General features: G+C 71.3%; 24 protein-coding genes and 1 tRNA gene. 18 read left to right on the forward strand and 7 right to left on the reverse strand.

Annotated features, from left to right (window positions below; translation table 11 throughout):
- Nucleotides 1-2: 2 nt before the first annotated feature.
- The gene (locus U870_RS0101995; RefSeq protein ID WP_240183610.1) at nt 3-815 is read right to left on the reverse strand and encodes an alpha/beta fold hydrolase; all 813 of its coding nucleotides are present in this window, start codon (nt 813-815) and stop codon (nt 3-5) included.
- A gap of 87 nt (nt 816-902) precedes the next feature.
- Here U870_RS0101995 and U870_RS0102000 point away from each other — a divergent pair, with 87 nt between their 5' ends.
- Nucleotides 903-3,344 (forward strand): phosphoketolase family protein, encoded by a 2,442-nt coding sequence (locus U870_RS0102000; protein ID WP_025155748.1) that lies wholly within the window; start codon nt 903-905, stop codon nt 3,342-3,344.
- A 21-nt stretch (nt 3,345-3,365) separates the two neighbouring features.
- Here U870_RS0102000 and U870_RS0102005 read toward each other — a convergent pair whose 3' ends face one another.
- The gene (locus tag U870_RS0102005; RefSeq protein WP_025155749.1) at nt 3,366-4,142 is read right to left on the reverse strand and encodes an SGNH/GDSL hydrolase family protein; all 777 of its coding nucleotides are present in this window, start codon (nt 4,140-4,142) and stop codon (nt 3,366-3,368) included.
- 59 nt (nt 4,143-4,201) lie between these two features.
- Here U870_RS0102005 and U870_RS0102010 point away from each other — a divergent pair, with 59 nt between their 5' ends.
- Nucleotides 4,202-4,666: a VOC family protein gene (locus tag U870_RS0102010; protein ID WP_025155750.1), complete on the forward strand. Its 465-nt coding sequence runs from the start codon at nt 4,202-4,204 to the stop codon at nt 4,664-4,666.
- A 70-nt stretch (nt 4,667-4,736) separates the two neighbouring features.
- Here U870_RS0102010 and U870_RS0102015 read toward each other — a convergent pair whose 3' ends face one another.
- Complete coding sequence (locus U870_RS0102015) at nt 4,737-5,678, reverse strand: hypothetical protein (RefSeq protein WP_025155751.1); 942 nt, start codon at nt 5,676-5,678, stop codon at nt 4,737-4,739.
- Nucleotides 5,679-5,801: 123 nt separating this feature from the next.
- Here U870_RS0102015 and U870_RS24590 point away from each other — a divergent pair, with 123 nt between their 5' ends.
- A complete protein-coding gene (locus U870_RS24590; protein WP_205288707.1) occupies nt 5,802-5,975 on the forward strand; it encodes a hypothetical protein in 174 nt (57 codons plus the stop codon).
- A 51-nt stretch (nt 5,976-6,026) separates the two neighbouring features.
- Here U870_RS24590 and U870_RS0102025 read toward each other — a convergent pair whose 3' ends face one another.
- Nucleotides 6,027-7,100: an LLM class flavin-dependent oxidoreductase gene (locus U870_RS0102025; RefSeq protein WP_052357498.1), complete on the reverse strand. Its 1,074-nt coding sequence runs from the start codon at nt 7,098-7,100 to the stop codon at nt 6,027-6,029.
- Here U870_RS0102025 and U870_RS0102030 point away from each other — a divergent pair.
- A complete protein-coding gene (locus tag U870_RS0102030; RefSeq protein ID WP_025155753.1) occupies nt 7,099-7,908 on the forward strand; it encodes a hydrolase in 810 nt (269 codons plus the stop codon). The two genes, U870_RS0102025 and U870_RS0102030, sit on opposite strands and share 2 nt — an antisense overlap.
- A gap of 10 nt (nt 7,909-7,918) precedes the next feature.
- Here the strand turns inward: U870_RS0102030 and U870_RS0102035 are convergent, their stop codons facing one another.
- A complete protein-coding gene (locus U870_RS0102035; RefSeq protein WP_025155754.1) occupies nt 7,919-8,245 on the reverse strand; it encodes a thioredoxin family protein in 327 nt (108 codons plus the stop codon).
- Between the two features lie 68 nt (nt 8,246-8,313).
- Here U870_RS0102035 and U870_RS0102040 point away from each other — a divergent pair, with 68 nt between their 5' ends.
- The 5 genes from U870_RS0102040 (at nt 8,314) to U870_RS0102060 (ending at nt 12,323) form a co-directional block, all read left to right on the forward strand.
- The gene (locus U870_RS0102040; protein ID WP_025155755.1) at nt 8,314-8,814 is read left to right on the forward strand and encodes an FBP domain-containing protein; all 501 of its coding nucleotides are present in this window, start codon (nt 8,314-8,316) and stop codon (nt 8,812-8,814) included.
- A 456-nt stretch (nt 8,815-9,270) separates the two neighbouring features.
- Entirely contained in the window at nt 9,271-10,233 is a 963-nt protein-coding gene (locus U870_RS0102045; protein WP_025155756.1) for an FAD:protein FMN transferase, read from the forward strand.
- On the forward strand, nt 10,226-10,783 hold the full coding sequence (locus tag U870_RS0102050; protein WP_025155757.1) for a ferric reductase-like transmembrane domain-containing protein: 558 nt from the start codon (nt 10,226-10,228) through the stop codon (nt 10,781-10,783). The genes U870_RS0102045 and U870_RS0102050 overlap by 8 nt, the downstream gene beginning before the upstream one ends.
- Nucleotides 10,780-12,087, forward strand: coding sequence for an NADH-ubiquinone oxidoreductase-F iron-sulfur binding region domain-containing protein (locus U870_RS0102055; RefSeq protein ID WP_025155758.1), 1,308 nt, complete (start codon nt 10,780-10,782; stop codon nt 12,085-12,087). Before U870_RS0102050 ends, U870_RS0102055 begins: the two co-directional genes overlap by 4 nt.
- A complete protein-coding gene (locus U870_RS0102060) occupies nt 12,084-12,323 on the forward strand; it encodes a ferredoxin (RefSeq protein WP_025155759.1) in 240 nt (79 codons plus the stop codon). Before U870_RS0102055 ends, U870_RS0102060 begins: the two co-directional genes overlap by 4 nt.
- Before the next feature lie 45 nt (nt 12,324-12,368).
- On the opposite strand, the gene U870_RS0102065 is transcribed toward U870_RS0102060, so the two are convergent.
- Nucleotides 12,369-12,451, reverse strand: a tRNA-Leu gene (locus U870_RS0102065).
- Nucleotides 12,452-12,489: 38 nt separating this feature from the next.
- Here U870_RS0102065 and U870_RS0102070 point away from each other — a divergent pair.
- On the forward strand, nt 12,490-13,095 hold the full coding sequence (locus U870_RS0102070) for an ANTAR domain-containing response regulator (RefSeq protein WP_025155760.1): 606 nt from the start codon (nt 12,490-12,492) through the stop codon (nt 13,093-13,095).
- 157 nt (nt 13,096-13,252) lie between these two features.
- Here U870_RS0102070 and U870_RS0102075 read toward each other — a convergent pair whose 3' ends face one another.
- A complete protein-coding gene (locus U870_RS0102075) occupies nt 13,253-13,660 on the reverse strand; it encodes a hotdog fold thioesterase (protein ID WP_025155761.1) in 408 nt (135 codons plus the stop codon).
- Nucleotides 13,661-13,726: 66 nt separating this feature from the next.
- Between U870_RS0102075 and polA the strand changes: the two genes are divergently transcribed.
- From polA to U870_RS0102115, 8 genes are all read left to right on the forward strand, one after another.
- Nucleotides 13,727-16,399 carry a DNA polymerase I gene (gene polA / locus U870_RS0102080; RefSeq protein ID WP_025155762.1) on the forward strand — a complete coding sequence of 891 codons (2,673 nt, stop codon included), beginning with the start codon at nt 13,727-13,729 and terminating at the stop codon, nt 16,397-16,399.
- A gap of 31 nt (nt 16,400-16,430) precedes the next feature.
- Nucleotides 16,431-18,104, forward strand: coding sequence for a DUF885 domain-containing protein (locus U870_RS0102085; protein WP_025155763.1), 1,674 nt, complete (start codon nt 16,431-16,433; stop codon nt 18,102-18,104).
- Between the two features lie 12 nt (nt 18,105-18,116).
- Nucleotides 18,117-18,740 (forward strand): DUF4166 domain-containing protein, encoded by a 624-nt coding sequence (locus tag U870_RS0102090; RefSeq protein ID WP_025155764.1) that lies wholly within the window; start codon nt 18,117-18,119, stop codon nt 18,738-18,740.
- Nucleotides 18,737-19,720: an epimerase gene (locus U870_RS0102095; protein ID WP_029947068.1), complete on the forward strand. Its 984-nt coding sequence runs from the start codon at nt 18,737-18,739 to the stop codon at nt 19,718-19,720. The genes U870_RS0102090 and U870_RS0102095 overlap by 4 nt, the downstream gene beginning before the upstream one ends.
- 107 nt (nt 19,721-19,827) lie before the next feature.
- A complete protein-coding gene (gene rpsA, locus U870_RS0102100) occupies nt 19,828-21,270 on the forward strand; it encodes a 30S ribosomal protein S1 (protein WP_025155766.1) in 1,443 nt (480 codons plus the stop codon).
- A 110-nt stretch (nt 21,271-21,380) separates the two neighbouring features.
- Nucleotides 21,381-21,983 (forward strand): dephospho-CoA kinase, encoded by a 603-nt coding sequence (gene coaE, locus U870_RS0102105; RefSeq protein ID WP_025155767.1) that lies wholly within the window; start codon nt 21,381-21,383, stop codon nt 21,981-21,983.
- A 62-nt stretch (nt 21,984-22,045) separates the two neighbouring features.
- Complete coding sequence (gene uvrB, locus U870_RS0102110) at nt 22,046-24,112, forward strand: excinuclease ABC subunit UvrB (RefSeq protein ID WP_025155768.1); 2,067 nt, start codon at nt 22,046-22,048, stop codon at nt 24,110-24,112.
- Between the two features lie 83 nt (nt 24,113-24,195).
- Nucleotides 24,196-24,930 carry a DUF4129 domain-containing protein gene (locus U870_RS0102115; protein ID WP_025155769.1) on the forward strand — a complete coding sequence of 245 codons (735 nt, stop codon included), beginning with the start codon at nt 24,196-24,198 and terminating at the stop codon, nt 24,928-24,930.
- Nucleotides 24,931-25,061 lie beyond the last annotated feature (131 nt).

Raw genomic sequence — 25,061 nt, forward strand, 5'->3', positions numbered from 1 at the left:
CGTTACCGCGCGTGCAGCGCCCCCGCCAGGAGGCTCGGGTGCTCGACGTGGGCGAAGTGCCCGGTGTCCGGCACGGTGATCGAGCGCAGCTGCGGCAGGATCGCGGCCAGCGCCAGATCGTCCGAGGCCGGGGAGAACAGGTCGTGGTCGCCGTGGACGGCGACCACCGGGCACGTCACCAGCGACCAGCGCTCGGCGGCGGGGTAGCGGCGTGCGCACGCGACCGCACGGATGAAGGCAGCGGGCCGCAGGTCGTGGGCGAGGTCGGCGACCGCCTCGGGCACCCGGCGGCCGAACAGCGGCGCCGTCAGGAGGCCGAGCAGGTGCCAGCGGTCGAGCGCGGTCACGAGCCGGGAGGCGGTGGCGGGCCCGAGTGCGACCAGCACGTGCATGACCGCCAGCAGGCCGACCAGCGGCGCGTACCGGCGGATCAGCTGCGGGAGGCGCAACTCGTCGCCGTGCCCGCCGAACGTGGTGCCCGAGACGAGCACGACCGAGAGGGTCGCCGTCGGCTCCTGGGCGGCCAGCTCCAGCGCGACGAAGCCGCCGAGGGAGTGGCCGACGACGCGCCAGCGTTCATAGCCCAGCGCGCGCAGGGTGGCCGCCACGGCCGCCGCGAGACTCGCCGCGTCGAGGTGGGCGACATCGGCGGGGGAGTCGCCCCAACCGGGCAGGTCGGGGACGACCAGGTCGGAGACGTCGCCGCCGCGCTCGGCGGCGTCGATGGCGGCCCGCCACGTGGTCCACGACCCGGCCGCGCCGTGCAGCAGCACGGTCGCGGTGCGCGTGCGCCGCTCCGTTCGCCGCACGGCCACCGGGCCGCACCTCGTGTTCACCGTCGTCGTCTCCATGCCTGTTGTTCGGAGCGGGCCGGCCGTAGGCTTGCCGCGAGGGGAGACAACGTGAACGCATCCACCGCACCCATCGACCGTCTCGAGCCGAGCGAGGAGACCCTGGACCGATTGGATGCGTGGTGGCGGGCCGCCAACTACCTCTCGGTCGGGCAGATCTACCTGCTCGACAACCCGCTGTTGCGGGAGCCGCTCTCGCGCGATCACATCAAGCCGCGGCTGCTCGGTCACTGGGGCACGACACCGGGGCTGAACTTCGTCTACGCGCACCTCAACCGGGCGATCCGCGAGCGCGACATCGACACGATCTTCGTCGCCGGTCCCGGTCACGGCGGTCCCGGTGTCGTAGCGAGCGCGTACCTCGACGGCACCTACAGCGAGGTCTACAGCGCGATCGATCAGAGTGTGGACGGGATGCGCCGGCTGTTCCGGCAGTTCTCCTTCCCGGGCGGGATCCCGAGCCACGCGGCGCCGGAGACCCCCGGGTCGATCCACGAGGGCGGGGAGCTGGGCTACTCGCTCTCGCACGCGTACGGCGCGGCGTTCGACAACCCGGATCTGCTCGTCGCGGCCGTCGTCGGCGACGGGGAGGCCGAGACGGGGCCGCTCGCCACCGCCTGGCACTCGAACAAGTTCCTCGACCCGGTGACGGACGGCGTCGTGCTGCCGATCCTGCACCTCAACGGGTACAAGATCGCGAATCCGACCGTGCTCGCGCGCATCCCGGAGTCCGAGCTGATGGACCTCATGCGCGGCTACGGCTACACGCCGCACCTGGTCTCCGGCGGTTTCGACGGCGAGGACCCGCGCGCGGTCCATACGCGCATGGCGGTCGAGCTCGACGCCATCCTGGACGAGATCGCCGAGATCAAGCGCGCGGCTGCGGCGGGCGAGCTGGAGGGCCGCCCCGCCTGGCCGATGCTCGTGCTGCGGACGCCGAAGGGCTGGACGTGCCCCGCCGTGATCGACGGCCATCCCGCCGAGAACAACTGGCGCTCCCACCAGGTGCCGCTCGCCGACGCGCGCGACACCGAGGCGCACACCCGCCTGCTGGAGAGCTGGCTGGCGTCGTACCGCCCGGAGGAGCTGTTCGACGAGTCGGGTGCCCCTGTCGCGCTCGTGACGGCGCTCGCACCCGAGGGGGACCGCCGGATGAGTGCGAACCCCGTCGCCAACGGCGGACTTCTCCGCACGGACCTGCGGCTTCCCGACTTCCGCGACTACGCCGTCGACGTGCCGCGCCCCGGCGGGTCCGTCGCGGAGGCGACCCGGGTGCTGGGCGAGTGGTTCCGGGATGTCATGCGCGCCAACCCGGAGGACTTCCGGCTCTTCGGCCCGGACGAGACGGCCTCCAACCGCCTGCAGGCCGTGTACGAGGTCACCGGCAAGCAGTGGAACGCCGAGTACTGGCCGATCGACGACGACAACCACCTGGTGCCCAGCGGGCGGGTGATGGAGATGCTCAGCGAACACCAGTGCCAGGGCTGGCTGGAGGGATACCTGCTGAGCGGACGCCACGGGGTGATCACGTCGTACGAGGCGTTCATCCACATCGTCGACTCGATGTTCAACCAGCACGCCAAGTGGCTGAAGTCGTCCCGTGAGATCGCCTGGCGCCGGCCGGTGTCCTCCCTCAACTACCTGCTCAGCTCGCACGTCTGGCGGCAGGACCACAACGGCGCCTCGCACCAGGATCCGGGCTTCATCGACCACGTCGTCAACAAGAAGGCCGACGTGGTGCGGGTGTACCTGCCGTTCGACGCGAACACGCTGCTGTCGACGTACGACCACTGCCTGCGCTCGACGGACTACGTGAACGTGGTCGTGGCGGGCAAGCAGCCGGCGCCCAACTGGCTGACCATGGACCAGGCCATCGCCCACTGCACGCGGGGGATCGGGATCTTCGAGTGGGCCGGCACGGAGGTCGACGGCGAGGAGCCGGATGTCGTGCTCGGCTGCGCCGGCGACATCCCGACGCTGGAGGTGCTCGCCGCGGCGGACATCCTGCGCCACCGGCTGCCGTCGCTCAAGGTGCGCGTCGTGAACGTCGTGGACCTGATGCGGCTGCAGAGCGAGGGCGAGCATCCGCACGGGTTGAACGACCGGGAGTACGACGCGCTGTTCACGACGGACAAGCCGGTGATCTTCGCCTACCACGGCTATCCCTGGCTCATCCACCGGCTCACCTACCGCCGAGCGGGCCACGGCAACCTGCACGTGCGCGGCTACAAGGAGGAGGGCACCACGACCACGCCGTTCGACATGGTCATGCTGAACGACCTCGACCGGTACCACCTGGTGATCGACGTGCTGGACCGCGTGCCGGGCCTCGCCGTGCGCGAGGCGGCCTTCCGGCAGGAGATGCAGGACGCGCGCCTGGCGGCCCGGCAGTACACCCGGGAGCACGGGGAGGACATCCCCGTGGTGGCCGAGTGGGCCTGGGACGGCGAGGCCGCCGCGCGTTTCGACTCCACCGGCGGCGACAACGACTGACGCGGAGACAGGCGGCCGGGATCAGAGCGGCTGTGCCGACGCCGGGTCGACCACGGTCAGCTCGGCGATCTTCGCCTGCCTCCCGTCGCCCGAGGAGCGCCCGGTGAGCCGGCGCCCGATCCACGGGAGCACGAAGCGGTGGTAGTAGTCGGCGGTGCGGCGGGTGCGCTCGCCGGCGGGCGCCGAAGCGACCTCCTCGACGCCCCACTCGGCGGGCACCGGTACGCCGAACGTCGTGAGCACGTTGCTCGCGACGCGGGCGTGACCGAGGGCGTTGAGGTGGAGGCGGTCCTCCGACCAGTAGCGGATGTCCTCCAGGCCGCGGTCGGCCCAGTTGTCGACGAACGTGATGCCCGTGCGCGGCAGCATCGCCCGCACCTCCCGCGCCAGCTCATCCCCGCGCCTGCGCATGAGACCGCCGAGCGGAAGGTGGGCGCTCGGGTTGGCCCCGCTGAGCAGCAGCATGTGGCTGCCGGACGCGACGACGCGGTCGGCGGCGTCGACGAGGATGCGGGCGACATCCTCGATGGCCACCCGCGGTCGCATGAGATCGTTGCCGCCGCCGTTGAAGCTGACCAGTTGCGGGTGCTGCGCGATGGCCGGCTCGAGCTGCTCGGCGACGATGGGGCCGAGCTTGCGGCCGCGGATCGCGAGGTTGGCATAACGGACGGGCTCCGGCGACGCCGCCGCGAGCCCGAGGGCGACGAAATCGGCCCAGCCGCGCACCCGGCCGTCGGGCAGGTCGTCGCCGACCCCTTCGGTGAAGCTGTCCCCGATGGCGATGTAGGAGGTGAACACACGGCTACGCTACCCGCCGCGCGTACCATGGGCGGCACCGACGCGAAGGAGAGTGCCCCATGCAGAAGGTCACCACGTTCCTCTGGTACGACGACGGAGCGGAGGACGCCGCGGCGCTGTACGTCTCCCTGCTCCCCGATTCCCGCATCCTCTCGGTCGACCGGATGGGCGGCGACGGGGGAACGGTGCTGCTGGTGCGTTTCGTGCTGGCGGGCGTCGAGTACCAGGCGATGAACGCGGGACCGCAGTTCCCGTTCACCGAGGCCGCCTCGATCATGGTCCTCTGCGACGATCAGGCCGAGGTCGACCGGCTCTGGGATGCGCTCATCGCCGACGGCGGCGCGCCGAGCCAGTGCGGGTGGCTCACGGACCGATGGGGACTCAGCTGGCAGATCACGCCGAAGCGGCTGATGGAGCTGCAGCGGGACCCCGACCCGGGACGGGCGCACCGCGCGAACGAGGCGATGCTCACCATGGCCAAGATCGACATCTCCGCGCTGGAGGCCGCGGCCGACGCCGGCTGACCCGGATCGATCCCGACCTCCCGATCGGAGCGGTCGGGATGTCTCCGTTCACCGGCGGTCCGCGGCCGGCCTACTTCGCGATCAGCGCCTGCCAGCTGAGCAGGTGCTCGACCGTCACGCCGGTGTAGCCGGAGAGTTTGGAGAACGTGGTGCGGACGAGAGCGGTCTCCGACTCCAGCAGCGCCGCGCTGTCGTCCCCGAAGGTCGCGCCCGAGCCGCCCGCGACGGCGGGGGTGTCGGTCTCCACTCCGATGCTGAAGGGTGTCTTGGCCGCGCTCGCCGCACGGGCGGCCGGCCCGGCCAGGGCGATGATCCCGTCGTCGCCGCGGGCGTGGTCGACGAAGGCGACGATCGCGACCGAGTCGATGTGGGGGAGGAGCACGTCGAAGAGCGTTCCTCCGGACGGGCTCTGCTTGGCGGCGAGCCACCAGGGCAGGTCGGCCCCGACCGGCACGGAGCCGGCCTCTGCGGCCGCCGCGTCGTAGAGGGCGGCGAGCTTGTCGACGATGCCGGGGAGCTCGTCCTCGGTCGCGTCGACCCACGGCTCGACGTCGAACTGGATCGCGTCGAAGGGTGCGGCGGCGAGGGCGGCGCGCGTCCAGGTGGCCGCGAGGTCGGGCTGGTCCGCCCAGGCGGGGTCGCCGCCCAGGGCGGCCACCTTCGTGACGCCGGCCTTGTGCAGGGAGGCGATCGCGCTCTTCAGCCAGGGGGAGAACGGACCCTGGTCGGCGGCCCACGGCACCGACAGGTAGACGGTCTTCAGCTTGTGCGCGCTCGCGAAGGCGGCGAGCGCCTTGGGTGCGAACTCCGGGTCGCCTTCGCCGCGGGCGTCGGCCGCCGGGTCGATCGGGTTGCCCCACGCCCACATGCCGGTCAGTGCCGAGGCGGGGGCCGTGGTCTTGGGTGCGAGGTCGGCGGCTGCGGCTGGAGTGGCGGCCATGATCAGCGAACCTCCCAGAGCGAGCGCGATGGCGCCGCCGAGGAGGGAGGAACGGAGACGCGGAACACGCATGGCACACCCTTCGTGCGGAACAATGATGTGCTGCGGATTCGGGTGTGCAGCGATGTAATCATTTCAGTATCCACTGGGCGGGGTACAGCCTCCGTTCGGGGTACATTCCGCCGGGGTACAAGCGTGCTCCTCGGCCTGGCGCGGGTCGTGGGCGACGGAGAGACCATCGCCTCTCTGCAGGACGTCCTGATCCATCCGTCGGCCCGGCATCGGCCACGGCGCGTCGTGCTGGTGTTCGAGCCGCTGGGCGACGTGCGGCCCCATCCGTTGCGCGCGTTCGTCCGCTTCCGCGGCTGAGTCGTCGCGCTCAAGGGTGCCACTGACGGCGTGACCTCCAGCCGGCGCGGGCTACCGCCAGCCGAGGGCGGGCGCGATCTGCGTGACGACGGTCTCGAGCAGGTGGGCGTTGTAGTCGACGCCGAGCTGGTTCGGGACCGTGAGCAGCAGCGTGTCCGCCGCCGCGACGGCCGCGTCGCCGCGCAGCTCCTCGATCAGCGCATCGGGCTCGCCGACATAGCTCTTGCCGAAGCGGGCGATGCCGCCGTCGAGGTGGCCGACCTGGTCGCGGCGGTCGGCCTGCGCGGAGGCGCCGAAGTAGCGGCGGTCGAGGTCGGTCGTGATCGGCATGATGCTGCGGCTGACCGAGACGCGCGGTTCGCGCTCCCAGCCGGCCGAGGCCCAGGCGTCCCGGTAGAGCTGGATCTGCTCGGCCTGCAGGTCGGAGAACGCCGCGCCGGTGTCCTCGGTGAGCAGCGTCGAGCTCATCAGGTTCATGCCCTGCTCGGCGGCCCAGACCGCGGTCGCCCGCGAACCGGCGCCCCACCAGATGCGGTCGCCGAGGCCGGGGGACTGCGGCTCGATGGCGAGGGCACCGGTGCGGCCGGTCATCTGCGGGTTGGCCTGCGCGATGCCGGCGCCGGCGATCGCGGCGCGGAAGAGCTCGGTGTGGCGGCGGGCCAGGTCGGCGTCGGACTCCTCGTCGTTCGGGTAGTACCCGAACGACTCGTAGCCGCGCAGGGCGGTCTCGGGTGATCCCCGGCTCACACCGAGCTGCAGCCTCCCCTCGCTGATGAGGTCGGCCGCCGCGGCATCCTCGGCCATGTAGAGCGGGTGCTCGTAACGCATGTCGATCACGCCGGTGCCGATCTCGATGCGGTTCGTGCGGGCGCCGATCGCGGCAAGAAGAGGGAAGGGCGAGGCGAGCTGCGGGGCGAAGTGATGCACGCGGAAGAACGCGCCGTCGGCTCCCAGCTCCTCCGCGGCGACGGCGAGCTCGATGCTCTGCCGCAGGGCGTCGCCCGCGGTGCGCACGACCGAGCCGGGCACCTCCTGATAGTGGCCGAACGAGAGGAATCCGATCTTCTTCACACCGAGGTGCAAGGCGTGGCGGCCCGGGCGTATTCCGTCTACAGTCCGCTGCATGGCCGAGTGGTTGTGCGCCGCGTGCGCCGTGGAACAGCCGGAGGGGGACGCCCCTCCCGCGTCCTGCCCGATCTGCGAGGACGAGCGGCAGTACGTGCCGCCCGCCGGGCAGCGCTGGACGACGCTACGACAGCTGCAGCGCGAGGGCGAGCACGTAGTGGTCACCGAGCTGGAGGCCGATCTCTACGGGCTGCGCAGCGAGCCCCAGGTAGGGATCGGCCAGCAGGCGCTCCTCGTGCGCACGCCCGACGGCAACCTCCTCTGGGACCCGACAGGCTACGTCGACGAAGCGGCGGCAGCCGCCGTGCAGGATCTGGGCGGCGCCGCCGTGATCGCCACGAGCCACCCGCACATGTTCGGTGCGCAGACCGCGTGGTCGCGGATGCTCGGGGACATCCCGGTGCTGGTCCATGCCGCGGACCGGCAGTGGGTGCAGCGGGAGTCCCCGAGCATCGAGACCTGGAGCGGCGAGCGCGAGATCCTTCCCGGGGTGCTCCTGCGGACGATCGGCGGCCACTTCCCGGGCAGCGCAGTGGTGCACTGGGAGCGCGGCGTCGTGCTCAGCGGCGACACCGTCTTCCCCGGACCGTCGCAGCGCTGGGTGACGTTCCAGCGCAGCTTCCCCAACGACATCCCGCTCTCGGCCGCCGTGGTGCGTCGCGTGGCCGACGCGGTCTGCGACCGTCCGCTCGACCGGATGTACGGCAACCTGGGCAACCGCATCCCCCAGGACGCGCGGGAGGTCGTCCTGCGCTCCGCAGAGCGTTACATCGGCTGGGTGAGCGGTGCGTTCGACCACCTCACCTGACGCGGGGGCGTCAGGGCAGATACGGCGCCAGCGCCTGCTCCATGGCGGGTCTGGGCTTGGCTCCGATGATGGTGCCGACCGGCTCGCCGTCGCGGAAGACCTTCATGAACGGGAGGGCGAGGGCGCGGTACTCGGCGGCGGTGCGAGGGTTGTCGTCCGCATTGATCTTCACGACGCGGAGGGCGCCGTCGTGCTCGCGGGCGACCTGCTCCAGCACGGGGCCGAGGGCACGGCAGGGGCCGCACCACTCCGCCCAGAACTCGACGAGGGTGGTGCCGGATGCCGCGAGGACCTCGGCGGCGAAGGTGGCGTCGGTGACGCTGTCGATGGTGGTCATGTCGGCACGCTAAGCCCTGCCCCCGGCGGCAAGGTCAACCTGTGCGAGCATGGAGACCGGAGGTGGAGATGGACAGCCTGACCGAAGAGCAGCTCCGCGCCGCGTTCGTCAACTGCACGCGCAGCGAGGCCGACGACATGCCCCTGCCGCCCGGCATGCACGAGATCGACTGGGCCCGGCGCGAATACCTCGGCTGGCGCGACCCCCGGCTGCCGCAACGCGGCTACGTCGTCATCCCCACCGCCGACGGCCCCGTCGGCATCCTGCTGCGCGCGTCGGAGGCCTCCATGCGGTCCCACGCGCCCTCCCTCTGCGGCTGGTGCCAGGACGTGCACTACCCGCGGGACGTCTACTTCTGGTCCGCCCGTCGCGCGGGACAGGCCGGACGCAACGGCGACACCGTCGGCACGCACGTGTGCGGGGAATTCGAGTGCAGCGTCAATGTGCGCCGCACACCGCCGCCGCAGTTCGTCGGGTTCGATGCTGACCTGGTGATCGCCGACCGCATCGCGGGCCTCGCGGAGCGTGCGCGCCGGTTCGCCGCCACCGTCGTCGGCGCCCGCATCTGAGCGGCGGCGCACAGCCGCATCGCCGTCCATAGGCGGCGCACAGGACGTCCGCAGAACCCTCCCTGCCCCGGGAAAGCCGGTGCCGAGGTCCGCCCGTCAGTCTGATCGCACGAGAAGACGACGGACACGGGAGGCGCACCATGGATCCACGAACGCGCGGACGGAGAGCGGCGCTCGGTGCGACCGTCGCAGCGGGTGCAGCAGGGCTCGCCGTGACCGGCGTCCTGACGGGGGCGCTCCTCGGCGGGGCGCAGACCGCTTCGGGCTCGACGAGCGGATCGTCGTCGTCGGGCACGGCGTCATCGGGGTCCTCCACGTCGGGGTCATCCAGGTCGGGCACCTCCTCGTCGGGTACGGCCACGTCGGGTACCGACTCCGGCTCGTCGACGTCGGGCGGCTCCAGCAGTTCCGGCGACACCTCCAGCGGTGTGCAGCAGAGCGGGGGAGGTGCCTCCAGTGGGACGTCATCCGGCTCCTGATCGCGGCGCGGCGCTCGCCGAGGCCCGCTCCGACTGGCAGGTCTGGGGTGTCGCCGCCTCCCTGGTGATCGACGACCCCGCCGCGCTGACCGCCGCCCGACGCATCGCCGACGCCGAACTGACCGCGGCGACCGCGGTCTGCAGCCGGTTCGAGCCCGACTCCGAGCTCTCCCGGGTGAACCGCGGACCCCGGCCCGCCGAGGGCATCGCCGTCAGCCCGCTGTTCGCCGAGTACCTGGAGACCGCGCTCGCCGTGGCGGCCGACACGGACGGCGCCGTCGACCCGACCCTCGGGGCCGACCTGGAGGCGATCGGATACGACCGGGACTTCGCCGAGCTCCCGGTGCCGGATGGGATCGCGGGCGTCAGCCTCAGCCTCCGACGGCCGCGTCGCGCGGGGTGGCGGCGCACTCGACTGGAGGACGGCCGGCTGCATCTCCCGCCCGGACTGCGCCTCGACCTCGGCGCCAGCGCGAAGGCGCACGCCGCCGATCGGATCGCCCACCTGGTCGCCGACGCGACCGGTGCCTCCGTGCTGGTCTCGCTCGGGGGCGACCTCGCGACCGCCGGACCCGCCCGGCGCCGCTGGGAGGTCCTGGTGCAGGACCGGGCGGAGGATCCGTCGCAGCAGGTGTCGATCCCGAACGGCTCCGCGATCGCGACCTCGAGCACCGGCAAACGCCGCTGGCGGACGGCCGAGGGCACCGCGCACCACATCCTGGACCCGCGATACGGCCTCCCGGTCGACGCGCGCTGGCGCTCGGTGAGCGTCGCGGCCCGCCGCTGCGTCACCGCGAACGCGCTCAGCACCGCGGCGATCGTGCGCGGTCCTGCCGCCGTGGGCTGGCTGACCTCCCGGGGTGCGGACGCCCGCCTCGTCGCCCTGGACGGGGGAATCGTCCGCACGGGGGCGTGGCCGGTGGAGGCGCGCGATGGATAGCGTGCTCTGGGCGGTCGGCCGCGGCAGCGGGGTGGCCGCCCTCCTCCTCTTCAGCGCGGCCGTGGTGCTCGGGATCGTGACACGGTCGGGACGGCCGTTGCCCGGTCTGCCGCGATTCTCGGTGACGCTCGTGCACCGCAACGTCTCGCTCCTGGCCGTGGTCTTCCTGGCCCTGCACGTGGGCACCCTGCTCTTCGACAGCTACGCCAAGCTGACGGTGGTCGACCTGGTCGTGCCGTTCGTCGGCGCCTGGAGTCCGTTCTGGCTCGGCCTGGGGACCGTGGCCTCCGACCTCCTGATCGCCGTCGTCGTCACGGCGCTGCTGCGACGGCGGCTGGGACAGCGGGTGTTCCGGGTGGTCCACTGGGCCGCCTACCTGATGTGGCCGATCGCCCTGGCCCACTCGATCGGCGCCGGGACGGACGGCACGAGCCCGTGGATGCTCGTCGTCGCGGCCGCATCGGTCGCGCTCGTGGTCGCAGCCGTGCTGTGGCGGCTCTCCAGCGGATTCGTCGAGAGCGCCCGGGTGCGCAGAGGGGAGCTGTCATGAGCATGATCGCAGAGGACCGTCCGTCCACGGCCGGCACGGCCACGACCCGGCTGCTGGCCGCCGGCCCGCATGCCGACGCGCTGCGTCACGCAGCGGTGTTCGGCCCGCGTCCGTATCCCGGGGCCGACGCCCTGGTGCGTGAACTCGAACACGCCGGACTCACCGGTCGCGGCGGAGGCTCCTTCCCCGCCTTCCGCAAACTCGCCGCGACCGGTGGCCGCCGGGGAGCGGTCGTGATCGCCAACGGCGGCGAAGGGGAGCCGTGGAGCGCGAAGGACGCGGTCTTGCTCGAGAACGCGCCGCAGCTCGTGATCGACGGCCTGCTCATCGCCGCCGAGGCGCTCGGAGCCGACCGCGCGATCCTGTCGGTGCGGCCGGAGGCGTCGGCGGCGGTGCGCGCGGCGGTCGCCGAACGATCCGACGCCGGCTCGATCGAGCTCGTTGCGGCGGCGGAGGGATTCGTCGCCGGAGAGGCGAGCGCCGTGGTGCGACAACTGCAGACCGGCGTCGCGGCTCCCACCGATCGCACCCGGCGGCTGAGCGCGTCGGGCCTCGACGGGCGGCCGACGCTGGTGCACAACATCGAGACGCTGGCCCAGCTGGCTCTCGTCGCCCGTTACGGCGGCGCCTGGTTCCGCTCCGTCGGCGCCGCGTCCGATCCGGGGACGCGCCTGCTGACCCTGAGCGGCGACGTCCCCGCCCCCGGGGTCGTCGAGGCGTCGACCGCGATCTCCCTCGCCGAAGCCGTGCGGTCGGCCGGAGGCAACCCTCACCGGGTGAGCGCCGTCCTCGTCGGCGGCTACCATGGCGCACGGGTCCCACCGGCCGGATTCGCCGCGTCGTTCTCCACGGAGGGTCTGGCCCCGTGGGGAGCGGGCCCCGGCGCCGGCGTGATCCACGCGCTGGGCGCGCACCGCTGCGGCCTCGCCGTGACCGCGGACATCCTGGCCGAGCTCGCGGACGCCTCCGCCGGTCAGTGCGGCCCCTGCCGCTTCGGGCTGCCCGCTCTGGCGGCCCGATTCGCAGAGCTCGCCGCCGGTCGCCTGGCGCCACGGGCGGCCGCCGAAGCGGTACGCCTCGCCGACGTCGTCGACGGGCGCGGATCGTGCCACCACCCCGATGGCGCGGCGCGTCTGGCCCGCAGCGCCCTGCGGGTGTTCGCCGCGGACGTGCACGCCCACGCCTCCGGGCAGTGCCGGGGTGCGAGTCCGCAGGCCGACGCGCCCGGGGCCCGCGCGCCGCAGACCGTGCCGAAGACCGTGCCGCAGACCGTGCCGGTCGCGTCGCACGGGGGCGGACGATGAGCGCCGACCCGGTGTCACTGCACATCGATTGGACGCGCTGCGACGGCAGGGGACTCTGCGCCGAACTGCTGGATGGGACGATCGCGCGCGACGACTGGGGCTTCCCGTTCGCCGTGGGGGAGCCGGCCGCGACCGGTTCCGACATCCCGCTCCGGGCGGATCAGCGGGCGGCGGCGGAGGATGCGGTGGCGCTCTGCCCGGTGCTGGCGCTCCGGCTCACCCGGGCGCGCGGCTGACCCGGGATCGCTCGACGGAGCCGTCGATCGTGCGTGTCTCTGTCGTGCCGCTGGTGGGACTCGAACCCACACGCCCTTCCGGACAAAGCATTTTGAGTGCTCCGCGTCTGCCATTCCGCCACAGCGGCGCACAACAACACCAGAACAATACCGTAGGCTTTCATGCGTGACTGACCAGGAAACCACCCCAACCGCCCCTCGCCGCGTCGTCGTGGCGGAGGACGAATCGCTGATCCGCCTCGACATCGTCGAGACCCTGCGCGACAACGGATTCGAGGTCGTGGGAGAGGCCGGCGATGGCGAGACCGCCGTCGCCCTGGCGACCGAACTGCGTCCCGATCTGGTGATCATGGACGTCAAGATGCCCCAGCTGGATGGCATCTCGGCCGCCGAGCGCCTGTCGAAGGGCCACATCGCCCCGGTCGTGCTGCTCACCGCGTTCAGCCAGAAGGAGCTCGTGGAGCGGGCGACCGAGGCCGGCGCCCTCGCCTACGTCGTGAAGCCCTTCACCCCGAACGACCTCCTCCCCGCCATCGAGATCGCGCTCGCCCGCTACCAGCAGATCATCGCCCTCGAGGCCGAGGTGTCCGACATGGTGCAGCGGTTCGAGACCCGCAAGCTCGTGGACCGCGCCAAGGGCCTGCTCAACGAGAAGATGGGCCTGTCGGAGCCGGAGGCGTTCCGCTGGATCCAGAAGGCGTCGATGGATCGCCGCCTCACCATGCACGATGTGGCCCAGGCCATCATCGAGCAGCTCGCCGCCAAGAAGTAGGCCGCTCCGCGCTGCCGCGGTCGCCGCTCCGCGCCGCCCGCTCCGACGGTCGCCGCTCTGGGCGACTGCTGCTGTTTGGGACAGTTGCGGCGCGGCGCCGCACCGCAGACGTCCCGAACGACCGCGCTCGTCGCGCGGCGCGGCGGCGGAACCCGCCTCAGCCGAGGTCCTTGATGAGGTTCGTGATGCGGATCGTCGAGCAGCGGCGGCCCCGATCGTCCGTCACGGCGATCTCGTGCGTTGTCAGCGTGCGGCCGAGGTGGACCGGCGTGCAGACGCCGGTCACGTAGCCGCTGGTCGCGGAGCGGGTGTGCGACGCGTTGATCTCGATGCCGACGGCCAGGCGGCCCTCGCCCGCGAACAGGTTGGCGGACATGGATCCGAGCGACTCGCCGAGGACCACGTACGCGCCCCCGTGCAGCAGGTCGGCGGGCTGCGTGTTGCCGGCGACGGGCATCCGCGCGACGGCGCGTTCGACCGTGAACTCGAGCATCTCGATGCCCATCTTCTCGGCCAGTGCGCCGAGCCCCCTCTGCTGCACGTACGCGAGCGCGTCCTCGGTCATCTCGGTCTTCCCTCACCGTCGTCGGTCGTCGCCTGGAGTGTCACCGGCGGCTTGTAGGCTGGTCCGGTGTCAGACTCCGAAAAGCCTACCCTTCTGATCATCGACGGCCATTCGCTGGCATTCCGGGCGTTCTACGCCCTGCCGGTGGACAGTTTCGTCAACCGCGAAGGGCAGCACACCAACGCGATCCACGGCTTCATCGCGATGCTGATCAACCTGCTCCAGCAGCAGAAGCCGACGCACCTCGCCGTGGCGTTCGACATCTCCCGCTACTCCTTCCGCACCCGCGAATACCCGGAGTACAAGGGCACCCGGGGCGAGACCCCGGTCGAGTTCGCGGGCCAGGTGCCGCTGCTCGAGGAGGCTCTGCACGCGATGAACATCACCACCATCGCCAAGGAGGACTTCGAGGCCGACGACATCCTCGCCACCCTTGCACGCCAGGGCGCGGAGCAGGGCTACCGGGTGCTCGTGGTCTCGGGCGACCGCGACACCATCCAGCTCGTCACCGACGACGTCACGCTGCTCTACCCGAACGTGCGCGGTGTGTCCGAGCTGAAGGTCTACGACCCCGCCGCCGTCCGCGAGCGCTACGGCGTGGAGCCGCACCAGTACCCCGAGATCGCGGCGCTCGTCGGCGAGACGAGCGACAACCTGATCGGCATCGACAAGGTCGGCGAGAAGACCGCCGTCAAGTGGGTTCAGCAGTACGGCACGGTGGAGAACATCGTGGCGCACGCCGACGAGATCAAGGGCGTCGTGGGGCAGAACCTGCGCGACCAGCAGGAGAACGCACTGCGCAACCGGCGGCTCAACAAGCTGCTCGACGACGTCGACCTGCCGGTCGGCCCTGCCGACCTGGCGCGCAAGCCGCTCGACGAGACCGCCGTGCGCGACATCTTCGCCCGGCTCCAGTTCAAGACCCTGCTCGACCGGTTGATGAAGACCGCGGCCGAGGAGGGGCTCCTCGACGGCTCCGGCTCCGCCGTCGACGCGGGAGACGCCGGAGCGGTCGGCGCCCCGGCGGTGCGCACGCTCGTGGACGAGGAGCTGGCGCACTGGCTGTCGAAGGCATCCGCCGACGGCACCGCGATCGCCGTCCAGGTCGAGCTGGGCCCGGCGGGCGTCACCGGCTTCGGCCTCGCATCCGCCGACGACTCCGTGTACGTGCCGTGGGTAGCCGACCGCAAGGATTACGAGGCTCTGGAGACCTGGCTCGCCGGCCCCGCACCGAAGCACTTCTTCCACGCCAAGCCGCAGTTCAAGGCCCTGAGCCGCGCCGGGTTCGTGATCGACGGCCTCGCATTCGACACCCGCGTCGCCTCCTGGCTGGTCAAGCCGGGCGCGGCGCCGCAGTCGCTCGCCGAGCAGGTCTACGAGGTGCTGGGAGAGACGCTCCCGGTCTCCGACCCCAACCAGCTCGTCCCGATCAACGACGCCGTCAGCCCGGCGACCGAGGCCTGGTACATCCGACGTGTCGCCGAAGGCCAGGCCATCGCCCTCGACGACGGCACGCGCGCCGTGCTCGACGACATCGAGCTCCCGCTCGTCGCCGTCCTCGCCGAGATGGAGCTCACGGGCGTCGCGATCGACGCCGCCGTCCTCGCCCGCCTGCGCGGGGAGCTCACCGACAAGGCCAACGACTTCGCGGCTCAGGCGTACGCGCAGATCGGCCACGAGATCAACCTCGGCTCGCCGAAGCAGCTGCAGCAGGTGCTCTTCGAGGAGCTGCAGATGCCGAAGACGCGGGCGACCAAGACCGGTTACTCGACCGACGCCGCCTCCCTCGCGGACCTGCAGGAGAAGAACCCGCACCCGTTCCTCGGCCTGCTGCTGCAGCACCGCGACTCCACCAAGCTCAAGCAGATCGTCGAGACGCTGGAGCGTTCGGTGAACGGCGACGGCCGCATCCACACCACCTACGACCAGACCGGAACCTCCACGGGCCGCATCTCGTCGAACGACCCCAACCTGCAAAACATCCCGATCCGCACCGAGGAGGGGCGGGAGATCCGTTCGGCGTTCGTCCGCGGCGAGGGCTTCGACACCCTGCTGACAGCCGACTACTCGCAGATCGAGATGCGGATCATGGCGCACCTCTCGGAGGACCCGGGGCTGATCGAGGCGTTCAACGCGGGGGAGGACCTGCACCGCTTCGTCGGCGCGCGCGTCTTCGGCGTGGAGCCGGAGGAGGTCAGCCCGCTCATGCGCACCAAGGTCAAGGCGATGTCGTACGGTCTCGCCTACGGGCTCAGCGCATTCGGCCTCTCCAAGCAGCTGCGCATCGAGACGTCCGAGGCGCGGGAGCTGATGAGCGGCTACTTCGAGCGGTTCGGCGCGGTGCGCGACTACCTGCGCAATGTGGTGGAGCAGGCCCGGGTCGACGGGTACACCGAGACGATCTTCGGACGCCGTCGGCCGTTCGCCGATCTCACGTCGACCAACCGGGTGCTGCGCGAGAACGCGGAGCGACAGGCGCTCAACGCGCCGATCCAGGGCTCGGCGGCCGACATCATGAAGATCGCCATGCTCGGCATCGCGGGCGACCTCATCGACCAGCGGCTCGAGTCGCGCATGCTGCTCCAGGTGCACGACGAGCTCATCTTCGAGGTGGCGCCCGGCGAGTGGGATGCCCTCGCGGAACTCGTCCGCACCCGGATGTCCGGTGCGGCCGACCTGCGGGTGCCCCTCGACGTGCAGGTCGGCCGCGGACCGAACTGGGACGCCGCCGGCCACTGACCGGGCCGGCGCTCCCGGCTAGGCTCGGAGCATGACGAACGCAGAGAAGCGCGAACCCACGCCGATCGACACGATCGCTGACGCATGGGTCGACACCCAACTCGAACTCAACCCCGAGTTCCACGTCTGGCTCGGCCGTCCCGGCCGCGAGGGCGAGTACTCGGACTACTCACCGGCCGGTTCCGAGCAGACCATCGCCGCGGTGAAGAAGGCGCTGGCCGCCATCGAGGCGGCGGATCCGGTGGACGAGATCGACCGGATCACCAAGCTCGACCTCACCCGCGAGCTGCAGCTGACCGTCGAGAAGCACGAGGCCGGCTTCGCCCAGCGCGACCTCAACGTGATCGCGTCGCCGGCCCAGGGCCTGCGCGAGATCTTCGACCTGGTCCCCACCGACACGGAGGACGACTGGGCGAACGTCGCGAAGCGGCTGCACAACCTCCCGGCCGCGATGGACGGCTACATCGAGACCCTGCGCAGCGGCATCGCCGCCGGCAACGTCCCCGCCATCCGCCAGGTGCGCGAGGTGCTCGCGCAGGCCAACAAGCAGGTCGCCGACACCGGGTTCTTCTTCGAGCTGGCCTCGGGAGCGAAGGCCGCAGACGGCGAGCTCCCCGCGTCGCTCGCAGCGGACCTCGCCGCCGGTGCGACGGAGTCCGCTGGTGCCTACGCGAAGCTGGCCGACTTCCTGCAGAACGAGCTCGCCTCCCACGCTCCGGAGAAGGACGCGGTCGGACGCGAGCTCTACGCCCTCGCCTCCCGTGACTTCCTCGGCGCCACCGTCGACCTCGACGAGACCTACGAGTGGGGCATCGAGGAGCTCGCGCGCATGGTCGCCGAGCAGGAGGCCATCGCGAAGGAGATCAAGCCGGGCGCGAGTGTGCACGACGCCATCGCCTTCCTCGACGGCGACCCGGCCCGCAAGCTCCACGGCACCGATGCGCTGCAGAAGTGGATGCAGGAGACCAGCGACCGCGCGATCGAGGAGCTGGGCAAGTCGCACTTCAACATCCCGACGGAGATCCGCCGCCTGGAGTGCATGATCGCGCCGACGCAGGAGGGCGGCATCTACTACACCGGTCCGAGCGACGACTTCGCCCGCGCCGGCCGGATGTGGTGGAGCGTCCCCGAGGGCGTCACCGAGTTCGACACCTGGCGCGAGCTGACGACGGTCTACCACGAGGGCGTTCCCGGCCACCACCTGCAGATCGCCCAGGCGACCTACAACAAGGCGCAGCTGAACTCGTGGCGCCGCATCGCGGGCACCTCCGGGCACGCCGAGGGCTGGGCGCTGTACGCGGAGCGCCTGATGGAGCAGCTCGGCTACCTCGACGACCCGGCAGACCGCCTGGGCATGCTCGACGGGCAGCGGATGCGCGCCGCCCGTGTCGTGCTCGACATCGGCGTGCACCTCGAGAAGCAGCTGCCCGACGGCTCCGGCCCGTGGACGGGGGAGTACGCGTTCGAGTTCCTCGGAAAGAACGTCAACATGAATGACGGCTTCGTCCGGTTCGAGGTGAACCGCTACCTCGGCTGGCCGGGGCAGGCGCCGTCGTACAAGATCGGCCAGCGCATCTGGGAGCAGCTGCGCGACGAGTACGCCCGCCGCGAAGGCGCCGCCTTCGACATCAAGGCGTTCCACAAGAAGGCGCTCGACATCGGCGGCGTCGGCCTCGACACGCTGAAGTCGGCCCTGCTCGACTGAACGGGGAGCGGAATGGCCTCGGCGTATCGCGCCGTGCTCGGGGAGGCGTTCGACGACCTGCACCCGAGACTGCGCGCGTACTTCGACGCCGTCCCGCCCGGAGCCGTCGGCCGGGGCCGCGGCGTGTTCGACACGGTCGGCACGCCGCGGCCTCTGCTGCGTCTGCTGCTCGCGCCGTTCGCGCGGGCGGGCATTCTCTTTCCGGTGTGGGAGCGCGACGTCCCGTTCACCGTCGAGAACCGCCCGACGACCCGGCCGGGAGGCGCACCGGCCGTCCGCGCCGTGCGCCGGTTCGCCCTGCGGGGCGCGACCCGGGAGATGCGCGACGAGATCGGGGTGCGCGACGGCGTGCTGATCGATCGGCTCGGCCGCCCGGTGCGGGTGGTCGCCTGGTTCGCGGCGTCCGTGGTCGACGGCGGGCTGCGTCTGCGGTCGACGCGCGTCGCCGTGCGGGCGTTCGGCCTCGCGGTCACCCTCCCGCGCGCGATCGCGCCCGTCGTCGAGCTCGTCGAACGGTTCGACGACGCGTCGGAACGGCAGCACGTTACGCTCACGGTGACCGTCCCGCTGCTCGGGAGGGTCTACGAGTACGCGGGCCGCTTCCGGTACGCGATCGAGGGGGAGGGGCGCGGTTGAGGGCACGGATCGTGCTCGCGGGGGCGAGCGGCTTCATCGGCCGCTTCCTGAGCGGGCACTACCGGTCGCGTGGCGACGAGGTGCTGCTCGTCGGCCGCTCCGGGCCGGACGCGCGCTGGGACGATCCGGCGACGCTGCGGCGTGCTGTGGATGGCGCGGACGTCGTGATCAACCTCGCCGGGAAGAGCGTGAACTGCCGCTACACGGCGGCCAACCGCGCCGAGATCTATCGTTCCCGTCTCGCGACCACCCGTGCGCTGCGGGAGGCGATCCGCACCGTGGACGCGCCGCCGCCGGTCTGGTTCAACGCCTCCACCGCGACGATCTACCGACACGCGGAGGATCGCCCGATGACCGAGTCCGCCGGGGAGCTCGGCACCGGGTTCTCGGTGGAAGTGGCCAAGGCCTGGGAGGCGGAGCTGTTCGACGGCGCGCTGCCCGGCACGCGGCGCATCGCCCTGCGAATGGCGATCGTGCTGGGCGAGGACGGCGCACTGGTGCCGCTGCGCGCACTGGCCCGCTCCGGTCTCGGCGGAGCACAGATCGACGGTCGCTGGATCGCCACGCCCGCGCGGCGCGACGCCGGGACGTTCCACGCGTTCGGCGCGCGCGGCGGTCGGCAGCGGTTCAGCTGGATCCACGTCGACGATGTGCTCGGGGCGATCGAGTTCCTGCGCGAGCGGCCGCATCTCGACGGCACCGTCAACCTGGCGGCCCCGGAGCCCCGGGACAACCGCATCCTGATGGCCGAGCTGCGCCGGGCGCTCGGCGTGCGGATCGGCCTGCCGGTGCCGCGCTGGATGCTCGAAGTGGGCTCGGCGGCCATCCGCACGGAGACCGAGCTGGTGCTCAAGAGTCGCTGGGTACTGCCCGAGCGGCTCCTCGATGCGGGCTACACCTTCGCCCATCCGGCGCTCGCTCCGGCACTCCGCGACATCGTCGACAGAGGCGGGTTGCTGCGCGGGGCGTCGGCTGGGTAGACTAGACCGTCACTTGTGTGACGTCCACATCCACCTGCCGTTCGCGGGAAACACGACTTCGAGTTCGCGTCCGGCCTGATTTCTGTCCATTACGGAGCATCCACTACATGACAACCGCAACGACCGACAAGGCGCCGAAGCAGGTCGCCGTCAACGACATCGGGTCCGCAGAGGACTTTCTTGCCGCGGTCGAAAAGACGCTGAAGTTCTTCAACGACGGAGACCTCATCGAGGGCACCGTCGTCAAGATCGACCGCGACGAGGTCCTCCTCGACGTCGGCTACAAGACCGAGGGTGTCATCCCCTCGCGCGAGCTTTCCATCAAGCACGACGTCGACCCCACCGAGGTCGTCGAGGTCGGCGACACCGTCGAGGCGCTCGTTCTCCAGAAGGAGGACAAGGAAGGCCGCCTCATCCTGTCCAAGAAGCGTGCGCAGTACGAGCGCGCGTGGGGCGACGTGGAGAAGATCAAGGAGGCCGACGGTGTCGTCACCGGTACGGTCATCGAGGTCGTCAAGGGTGGTCTCATCGTGGACATCGGTCTGCGCGGCTTCCTCCCGGCATCGCTCATCGAGCTGCGCCGCGTCCGCGACCTGACCCCGTACCTGGGCCAGGAGATCGAGGCCAAGATCCTCGAGCTGGACAAGAACCGCAACAACGTGGTCCTCTCGCGCCGCGCCCTGCTCGAGCAGACGCAGTCCGAGTCGCGCACCACGTTCCTCAACAACCTGCACAAGGGCCAGGTCCGCAAGGGCGTCGTGTCCTCGATCGTCAACTTCGGTGCGTTCGTGGACCTCGGCGGCGTGGACGGCCTCGTGCACGTGTCCGAGCTCTCCTGGAAGCACATCGAGCACGCCTCCGAGGTCGTCGAGGTGGGCCAGGAGGTCACCGTCGAGATCCTCGAGGTCGACCTGGACCGCGAGCGCGTCTCGCTGTCGCTCAAGGCGACGCAGGAGGACCCGTGGCAGGTCTTCGCCCGCACCCACGCGATCGGTCAGGTCGCGCCGGGCAAGGTCACGAAGCTGGTTCCGTTCGGTGCCTTCGTCCGCGTCGCGGACGGCATCGAGGGCCTGGTGCACATCTCCGAGCTCTCCGGCAAGCACGTCGAGCTCGCGGAGCAGGTCGTGTCGGTCGGTGACGAGGTCTTCGTCAAGGTCATCGACATCGACCTCGAGCGTCGCCGCATCTCGCTGAGCCTCAAGCAGGCCAACGACGGCGTCGACCCCGAGGGCACCGAGTTCGACCCGGCCCTCTACGGCATGGTCACCGAGTACGACGAGCAGGGGAACTACAAGTACCCCGAGGGCTTCGACGCGGAGACCAACGAGTGGAAGGAAGGCTTCGACACCCAGCGCGAGGAGTGGGAGCAGCAGTACGCCGCGGCCCAGGCTCGCTGGGAGGCGCACAAGCGCCAGGTCGCCAAGGGACTGGAAGAGGCCGCGGCCGACACCGGCACCTCGTCCTTCTCGAGCGAGACCGGCAACGGCGGAACCCTCGCCGACGACGAGTCCCTCGCCGCCCTGCGCGAGAAGCTCAGCTCCAACAACTGAGTCCGGGCTCCACGGAGCACGTCTCACCGAACGGCCGGTCCCCACGGGGGCCGGCCGTTCGGCGTTCCCGACATGCCCGCGCGCCGTCGCCCGGCCGTTAGGCTGGGCGGGTGCAGCTGATCGGACTCACCGGAGGGATCGCCTCCGGCAAATCGACCATCGCCTCCCGGCTCGCGGAGCACGGCGCCGTCGTCGTGGACGCGGATCGCATCGCCCGGGAGGTCGTCGAACCCGGCCGACCGGCCCTGGCGGCGATCGCCGAGCGCTTCGGGCCGGGCGTGATCGCGGCCGACGGGAGCCTGGACCGCCCGGCGCTGGGCGCGATCGTCTTCGCGGACGAGGAGGCGCGCCTCGCCCTCAACGCCATCACGCATCCCGCGGTGCTGGCCGAGTCGACCGCACGATTCGCGGCCGCCGCCGAGGCGGACCCCGGTGCGATCGTCGTCTACGACGTGCCGTTGCTGGTGGAGTCGGCCAACGAGTACCCGTTCGAGCTGGTCGTCGTCGCGCACGCGGCGGCCGGAACGCGCGTCGAGCGGCTGGTCGCGCTGCGCGGGATGGACCGGGCGGAGGCCGAGCGCCGGATCCGATCGCAGGCGACCGACGAGGAGCGCCTCGCCGTCGCCGACGTCGTGATCGATACCGACGGCACTCTCGCGCACACCCGCCAGCAGGTCGATGCGCTCTGGGAGCGGCTGACGCAGCGCGCGTAGCCGCCATTCCGCTCTCAGCGAGAGCCGACGGCGGTGTCGGTGGTCCGGCCTAGGCTTGACGCATGGAACCCACGCGCGCCGTCCGCCCCTTCGAGGTCGTCAGCGAGTACACCCCGAGTGGCGACCAGCCGCAGGCGATCGCCGAGCTCGCGGGCCGGATCAATGCCGGCGAGACGGACGTGGTGCTGCTCGGCGCCACCGGAACCGGCAAGTCGGCCACGACCGCCTGGCTGATCGAGCAGGTGCAGCGGCCGACCCTGGTGCTCGCGCACAACAAGACCCTGGCCGCGCAGCTCGCCAACGAGTTCCGCGAGCTGCTGCCGAACAACGCGGTGGAGTACTTCGTCTCCTACTACGACTACTACCAGCCCGAGGCCTACGTGCCGCAGACGGACACCTTCATCGAGAAGGACTCGTCGATCAACTCGGAGGTCGAGCGGCTCCGGCACTCCACCACCAACTCCCTGCTGAGCAGGCGTGACGTCGTGGTCGTCTCCACGGTGTCCTGCATCTACGGCCTCGGCGCGGCGGAGGAGTACCTGGAGGCGATGGTCGCGCTGCAGGTGGGCCAGACGATCGGCCGCGACGCGCTGATCCGCCGCTTCGTCAACATGCAGTACGAGCGCAACGACATCGACTTCTCCCGCGGCAAGTTCCGTGTGCGCGGAGACACCATCGAGATCATCCCGGTGTACGAGGAGCACGCGATCCGCATCGAGATGTTCGGCGACGAGATCGAGGCGCTCTATTCGCTGCACCCGCTCACCGGCGACGTGATCGCGAAGCTGGACGCCGTGTCGGTCTTCCCCGCGACGCACTACGCCGCGAGCCCGGTGACCATGCAGCGCGCGATCGGAACCATCCAGACCGAGCTGCACGACCGGCTGGTCGAGCTGGAGCGGGAGGGCAAGCTCCTGGAGGCGCAGCGTCTGCGCATGCGCACCCAGTTCGACCTCGAGATGATGGAGCAGATCGGCTTCTGCTCCGGCATCGAGAACTACTCCCGGCACATCGACGGCCGCCAGGCCGGCGAAGCCCCCAACTGCCTCCTCGACTACTTCCCGGACGACTTCCTGGTCGTGATCGACGAGTCCCATGTGACCGTCCCGCAGATCGGTGCGATGTACGAGGGCGACGCGTCGCGCAAGCGCACGCTCGTGGAGCACGGCTTCCGCCTGCCGAGCGCCCTCGACAACCGTCCGCTGCGCTGGAACGAGTTCAAGGACCGGGTGGGTCAGACGGTCTACCTGTCGGCGACGCCCGGGCAGTACGAGATGGGGATCGCCGACGGCATCGTCGAGCAGATCATCCGCCCGACCGGACTGGTCGACCCGGAGATCGTCGTCAAGCCGACCAAGGGGCAGATCGACGACCTGCTCGAGGAGATCCGGGTGCGGGTGGAGCGCGACGAGCGCATCCTCGTGACGACGCTGACCAAGAAGATGGCGGAGGAGCTGACCGACTTCCTGGCCGAGGCCGGGGTCCGGGTGCGCTACCTGCACTCGGACGTCGACACGCTGCGCCGCGTCGAGCTGCTCACCGAGCTCCGGGCGGGCGTCTACGACGTGCTCGTCGGCATCAACCTGCTCCGTGAGGGCCTGGACCTGCCCGAGGTGTCGCTGGTGGCGATCCTCGATGCCGACAAGGAGGGCTTCCTGCGGTCCTCGACCTCGCTGATCCAGACCATCGGTCGTGCCGCGCGCAACGTCTCGGGTCAGGTGCACATGTATGCGGACGTGCTCACGGACTCGATGAAGCGGGCCATCGAGGAGACCGACCGGCGTCGCGACAAGCAGCTGGAGTACAACCGGGTCAACGGCATCGATCCTCAGCCGTTGCGCAAGCGGATCGCCGACATCACCGATGTGCTGGCGCGCGAAGAGGCGGACACCGCCCGGATGCTCGCCGGCCGCGAGCAGAAGCGCAAGAGCCCGACGCCCAACCTGCGCAACGGCGGTATCGCGGCGCAGGGCGCGGCGGAGCTGGAGGGGCTGATCGCCGATCTGAACCAGCAGATGCTGGCGGCGGCGGGCGAGCTCAAGTTCGAGCTGGCGGCACGGCTGCGCGACGAGCTCTCGGACCTCAAGCGCGATCTGCGTCAGATGGAGAAGGCCGGCCACCTGGGCTGAGCGGGTACGGCCGTCGCCGCGTCCTGCGGCGAGGCTTCCGGATCGCTGCGTCGGAGGCGGCACCGGCGCGCTACGGTGGCAGGGTGAGCTCGAAGGCGGCGTGGCCGCGGTGGGTCGTCCCCGCCGCGGGGGCGGTGCTGCTCGCCGTCGCCGCTGTCGCGGTGGCGCTGCAGGGACAGCCGACGTTCGGGCCGCCCCGCATCACGTTTCCGGATGCCGAGGTCACCCCGCCGCGCAACAGCGCCCCGGCGGCCACCGGAACCCCCGAACCGCAGGACCTCGTCCATCCCGCCCGGCTCGACCTCAGCTGGGTGCTGGTCGCCCTGCTCGTGGTGATCGTCATCGTCGTGGCCGCGCTCCTGTGTCGGTACCTGCGTCGCCGTCTGCGCGCCCGCGAGGTCACCGCCCCGGTGGCCCTCGGGACGGTGACCGAGAGCGACCTCGCCGCCGTGCCGGAGGCCCCGCTGCCGGAACCGATCCGCCGGGGGCTGGATCGCGCCCTGGACGCCCTCGAGGAGCCGCGGCAGCCGCGCAGCGCGATCGAGCGCGCCTGGCTGGGGCTGGAGGAGGGGGCCGCCGATTCCGGTGTGCGCCGCCTGCCCGCCGAGACCCCCGGAGAGTTCGTGGCGCGTGTCGTCGCGCGGGTCGCCCCGGAGCGTGTCGCCGCCCGCGCCCTCCTCGACGTCTACCAGCGGGTCCGGTTCGGCGATGGGCCGGTGACCGCGGACGACGTGCGGATCGCCCGAGAGGCGCTGCTGTCGCTGCGGGCGTCCTGGCAGGATGCGACCGCCGCCTCGCGGCCGGGGGAGACGCGATGAGCCGCGCCCGGACGCTGTGGCGTGCCGTCGGCTGCGCCGCGATCGGCGTCGTGATCGGAACCGTCGCCTGGGTGCTGGGGATGGACGGTCCGCACGCGGTCGGCCTCGGCGCCGTGCTGATCGCCGTGGCC

This window comes from Leifsonia aquatica H1aii (assembly GCF_000633535.1).
Classification (GTDB): domain Bacteria; phylum Actinomycetota; class Actinomycetes; order Actinomycetales; family Microbacteriaceae; genus Leifsonia; species Leifsonia aquatica_A.

Bases quoted from the DNA above. Each gene is read 5' to 3' on its own strand.
- U870_RS0102010 (WP_025155750.1), top strand. From the start codon at position 4,202: ATGCAGAAGGTCACCACGTTCCTCTGGTACGACGACGGAGCGGAGGAC.
- U870_RS0102015 (WP_025155751.1), bottom strand. From the start codon at position 5,678: ATGCGTGTTCCGCGTCTCCGTTCCTCCCTCCTCGGCGGCGCCATCGCG.
- U870_RS0102030 (WP_025155753.1), top strand. From the start codon at position 7,099: ATGGCCGAGTGGTTGTGCGCCGCGTGCGCCGTGGAACAGCCGGAGGGG.
- U870_RS0102025 (WP_052357498.1), bottom strand. From the start codon at position 7,100: ATGCAGCGGACTGTAGACGGAATACGCCCGGGCCGCCACGCCTTGCAC.
- U870_RS0102035 (WP_025155754.1), bottom strand. From the start codon at position 8,245: ATGACCACCATCGACAGCGTCACCGACGCCACCTTCGCCGCCGAGGTC.
- U870_RS0102040 (WP_025155755.1), top strand. From the start codon at position 8,314: ATGGACAGCCTGACCGAAGAGCAGCTCCGCGCCGCGTTCGTCAACTGC.
- U870_RS0102050 (WP_025155757.1), top strand. From the start codon at position 10,226: ATGGATAGCGTGCTCTGGGCGGTCGGCCGCGGCAGCGGGGTGGCCGCC.
- U870_RS0102055 (WP_025155758.1), top strand. From the start codon at position 10,780: ATGAGCATGATCGCAGAGGACCGTCCGTCCACGGCCGGCACGGCCACG.
- U870_RS0102060 (WP_025155759.1), top strand. From the start codon at position 12,084: ATGAGCGCCGACCCGGTGTCACTGCACATCGATTGGACGCGCTGCGAC.
- U870_RS0102075 (WP_025155761.1), bottom strand. From the start codon at position 13,660: ATGACCGAGGACGCGCTCGCGTACGTGCAGCAGAGGGGGCTCGGCGCA.
- U870_RS0102085 (WP_025155763.1), top strand. From the start codon at position 16,431: ATGACGAACGCAGAGAAGCGCGAACCCACGCCGATCGACACGATCGCT.
- U870_RS0102090 (WP_025155764.1), top strand. From the start codon at position 18,117: ATGGCCTCGGCGTATCGCGCCGTGCTCGGGGAGGCGTTCGACGACCTG.
- rpsA (WP_025155766.1), top strand. From the start codon at position 19,828: ATGACAACCGCAACGACCGACAAGGCGCCGAAGCAGGTCGCCGTCAAC.
- uvrB (WP_025155768.1), top strand. From the start codon at position 22,046: ATGGAACCCACGCGCGCCGTCCGCCCCTTCGAGGTCGTCAGCGAGTAC.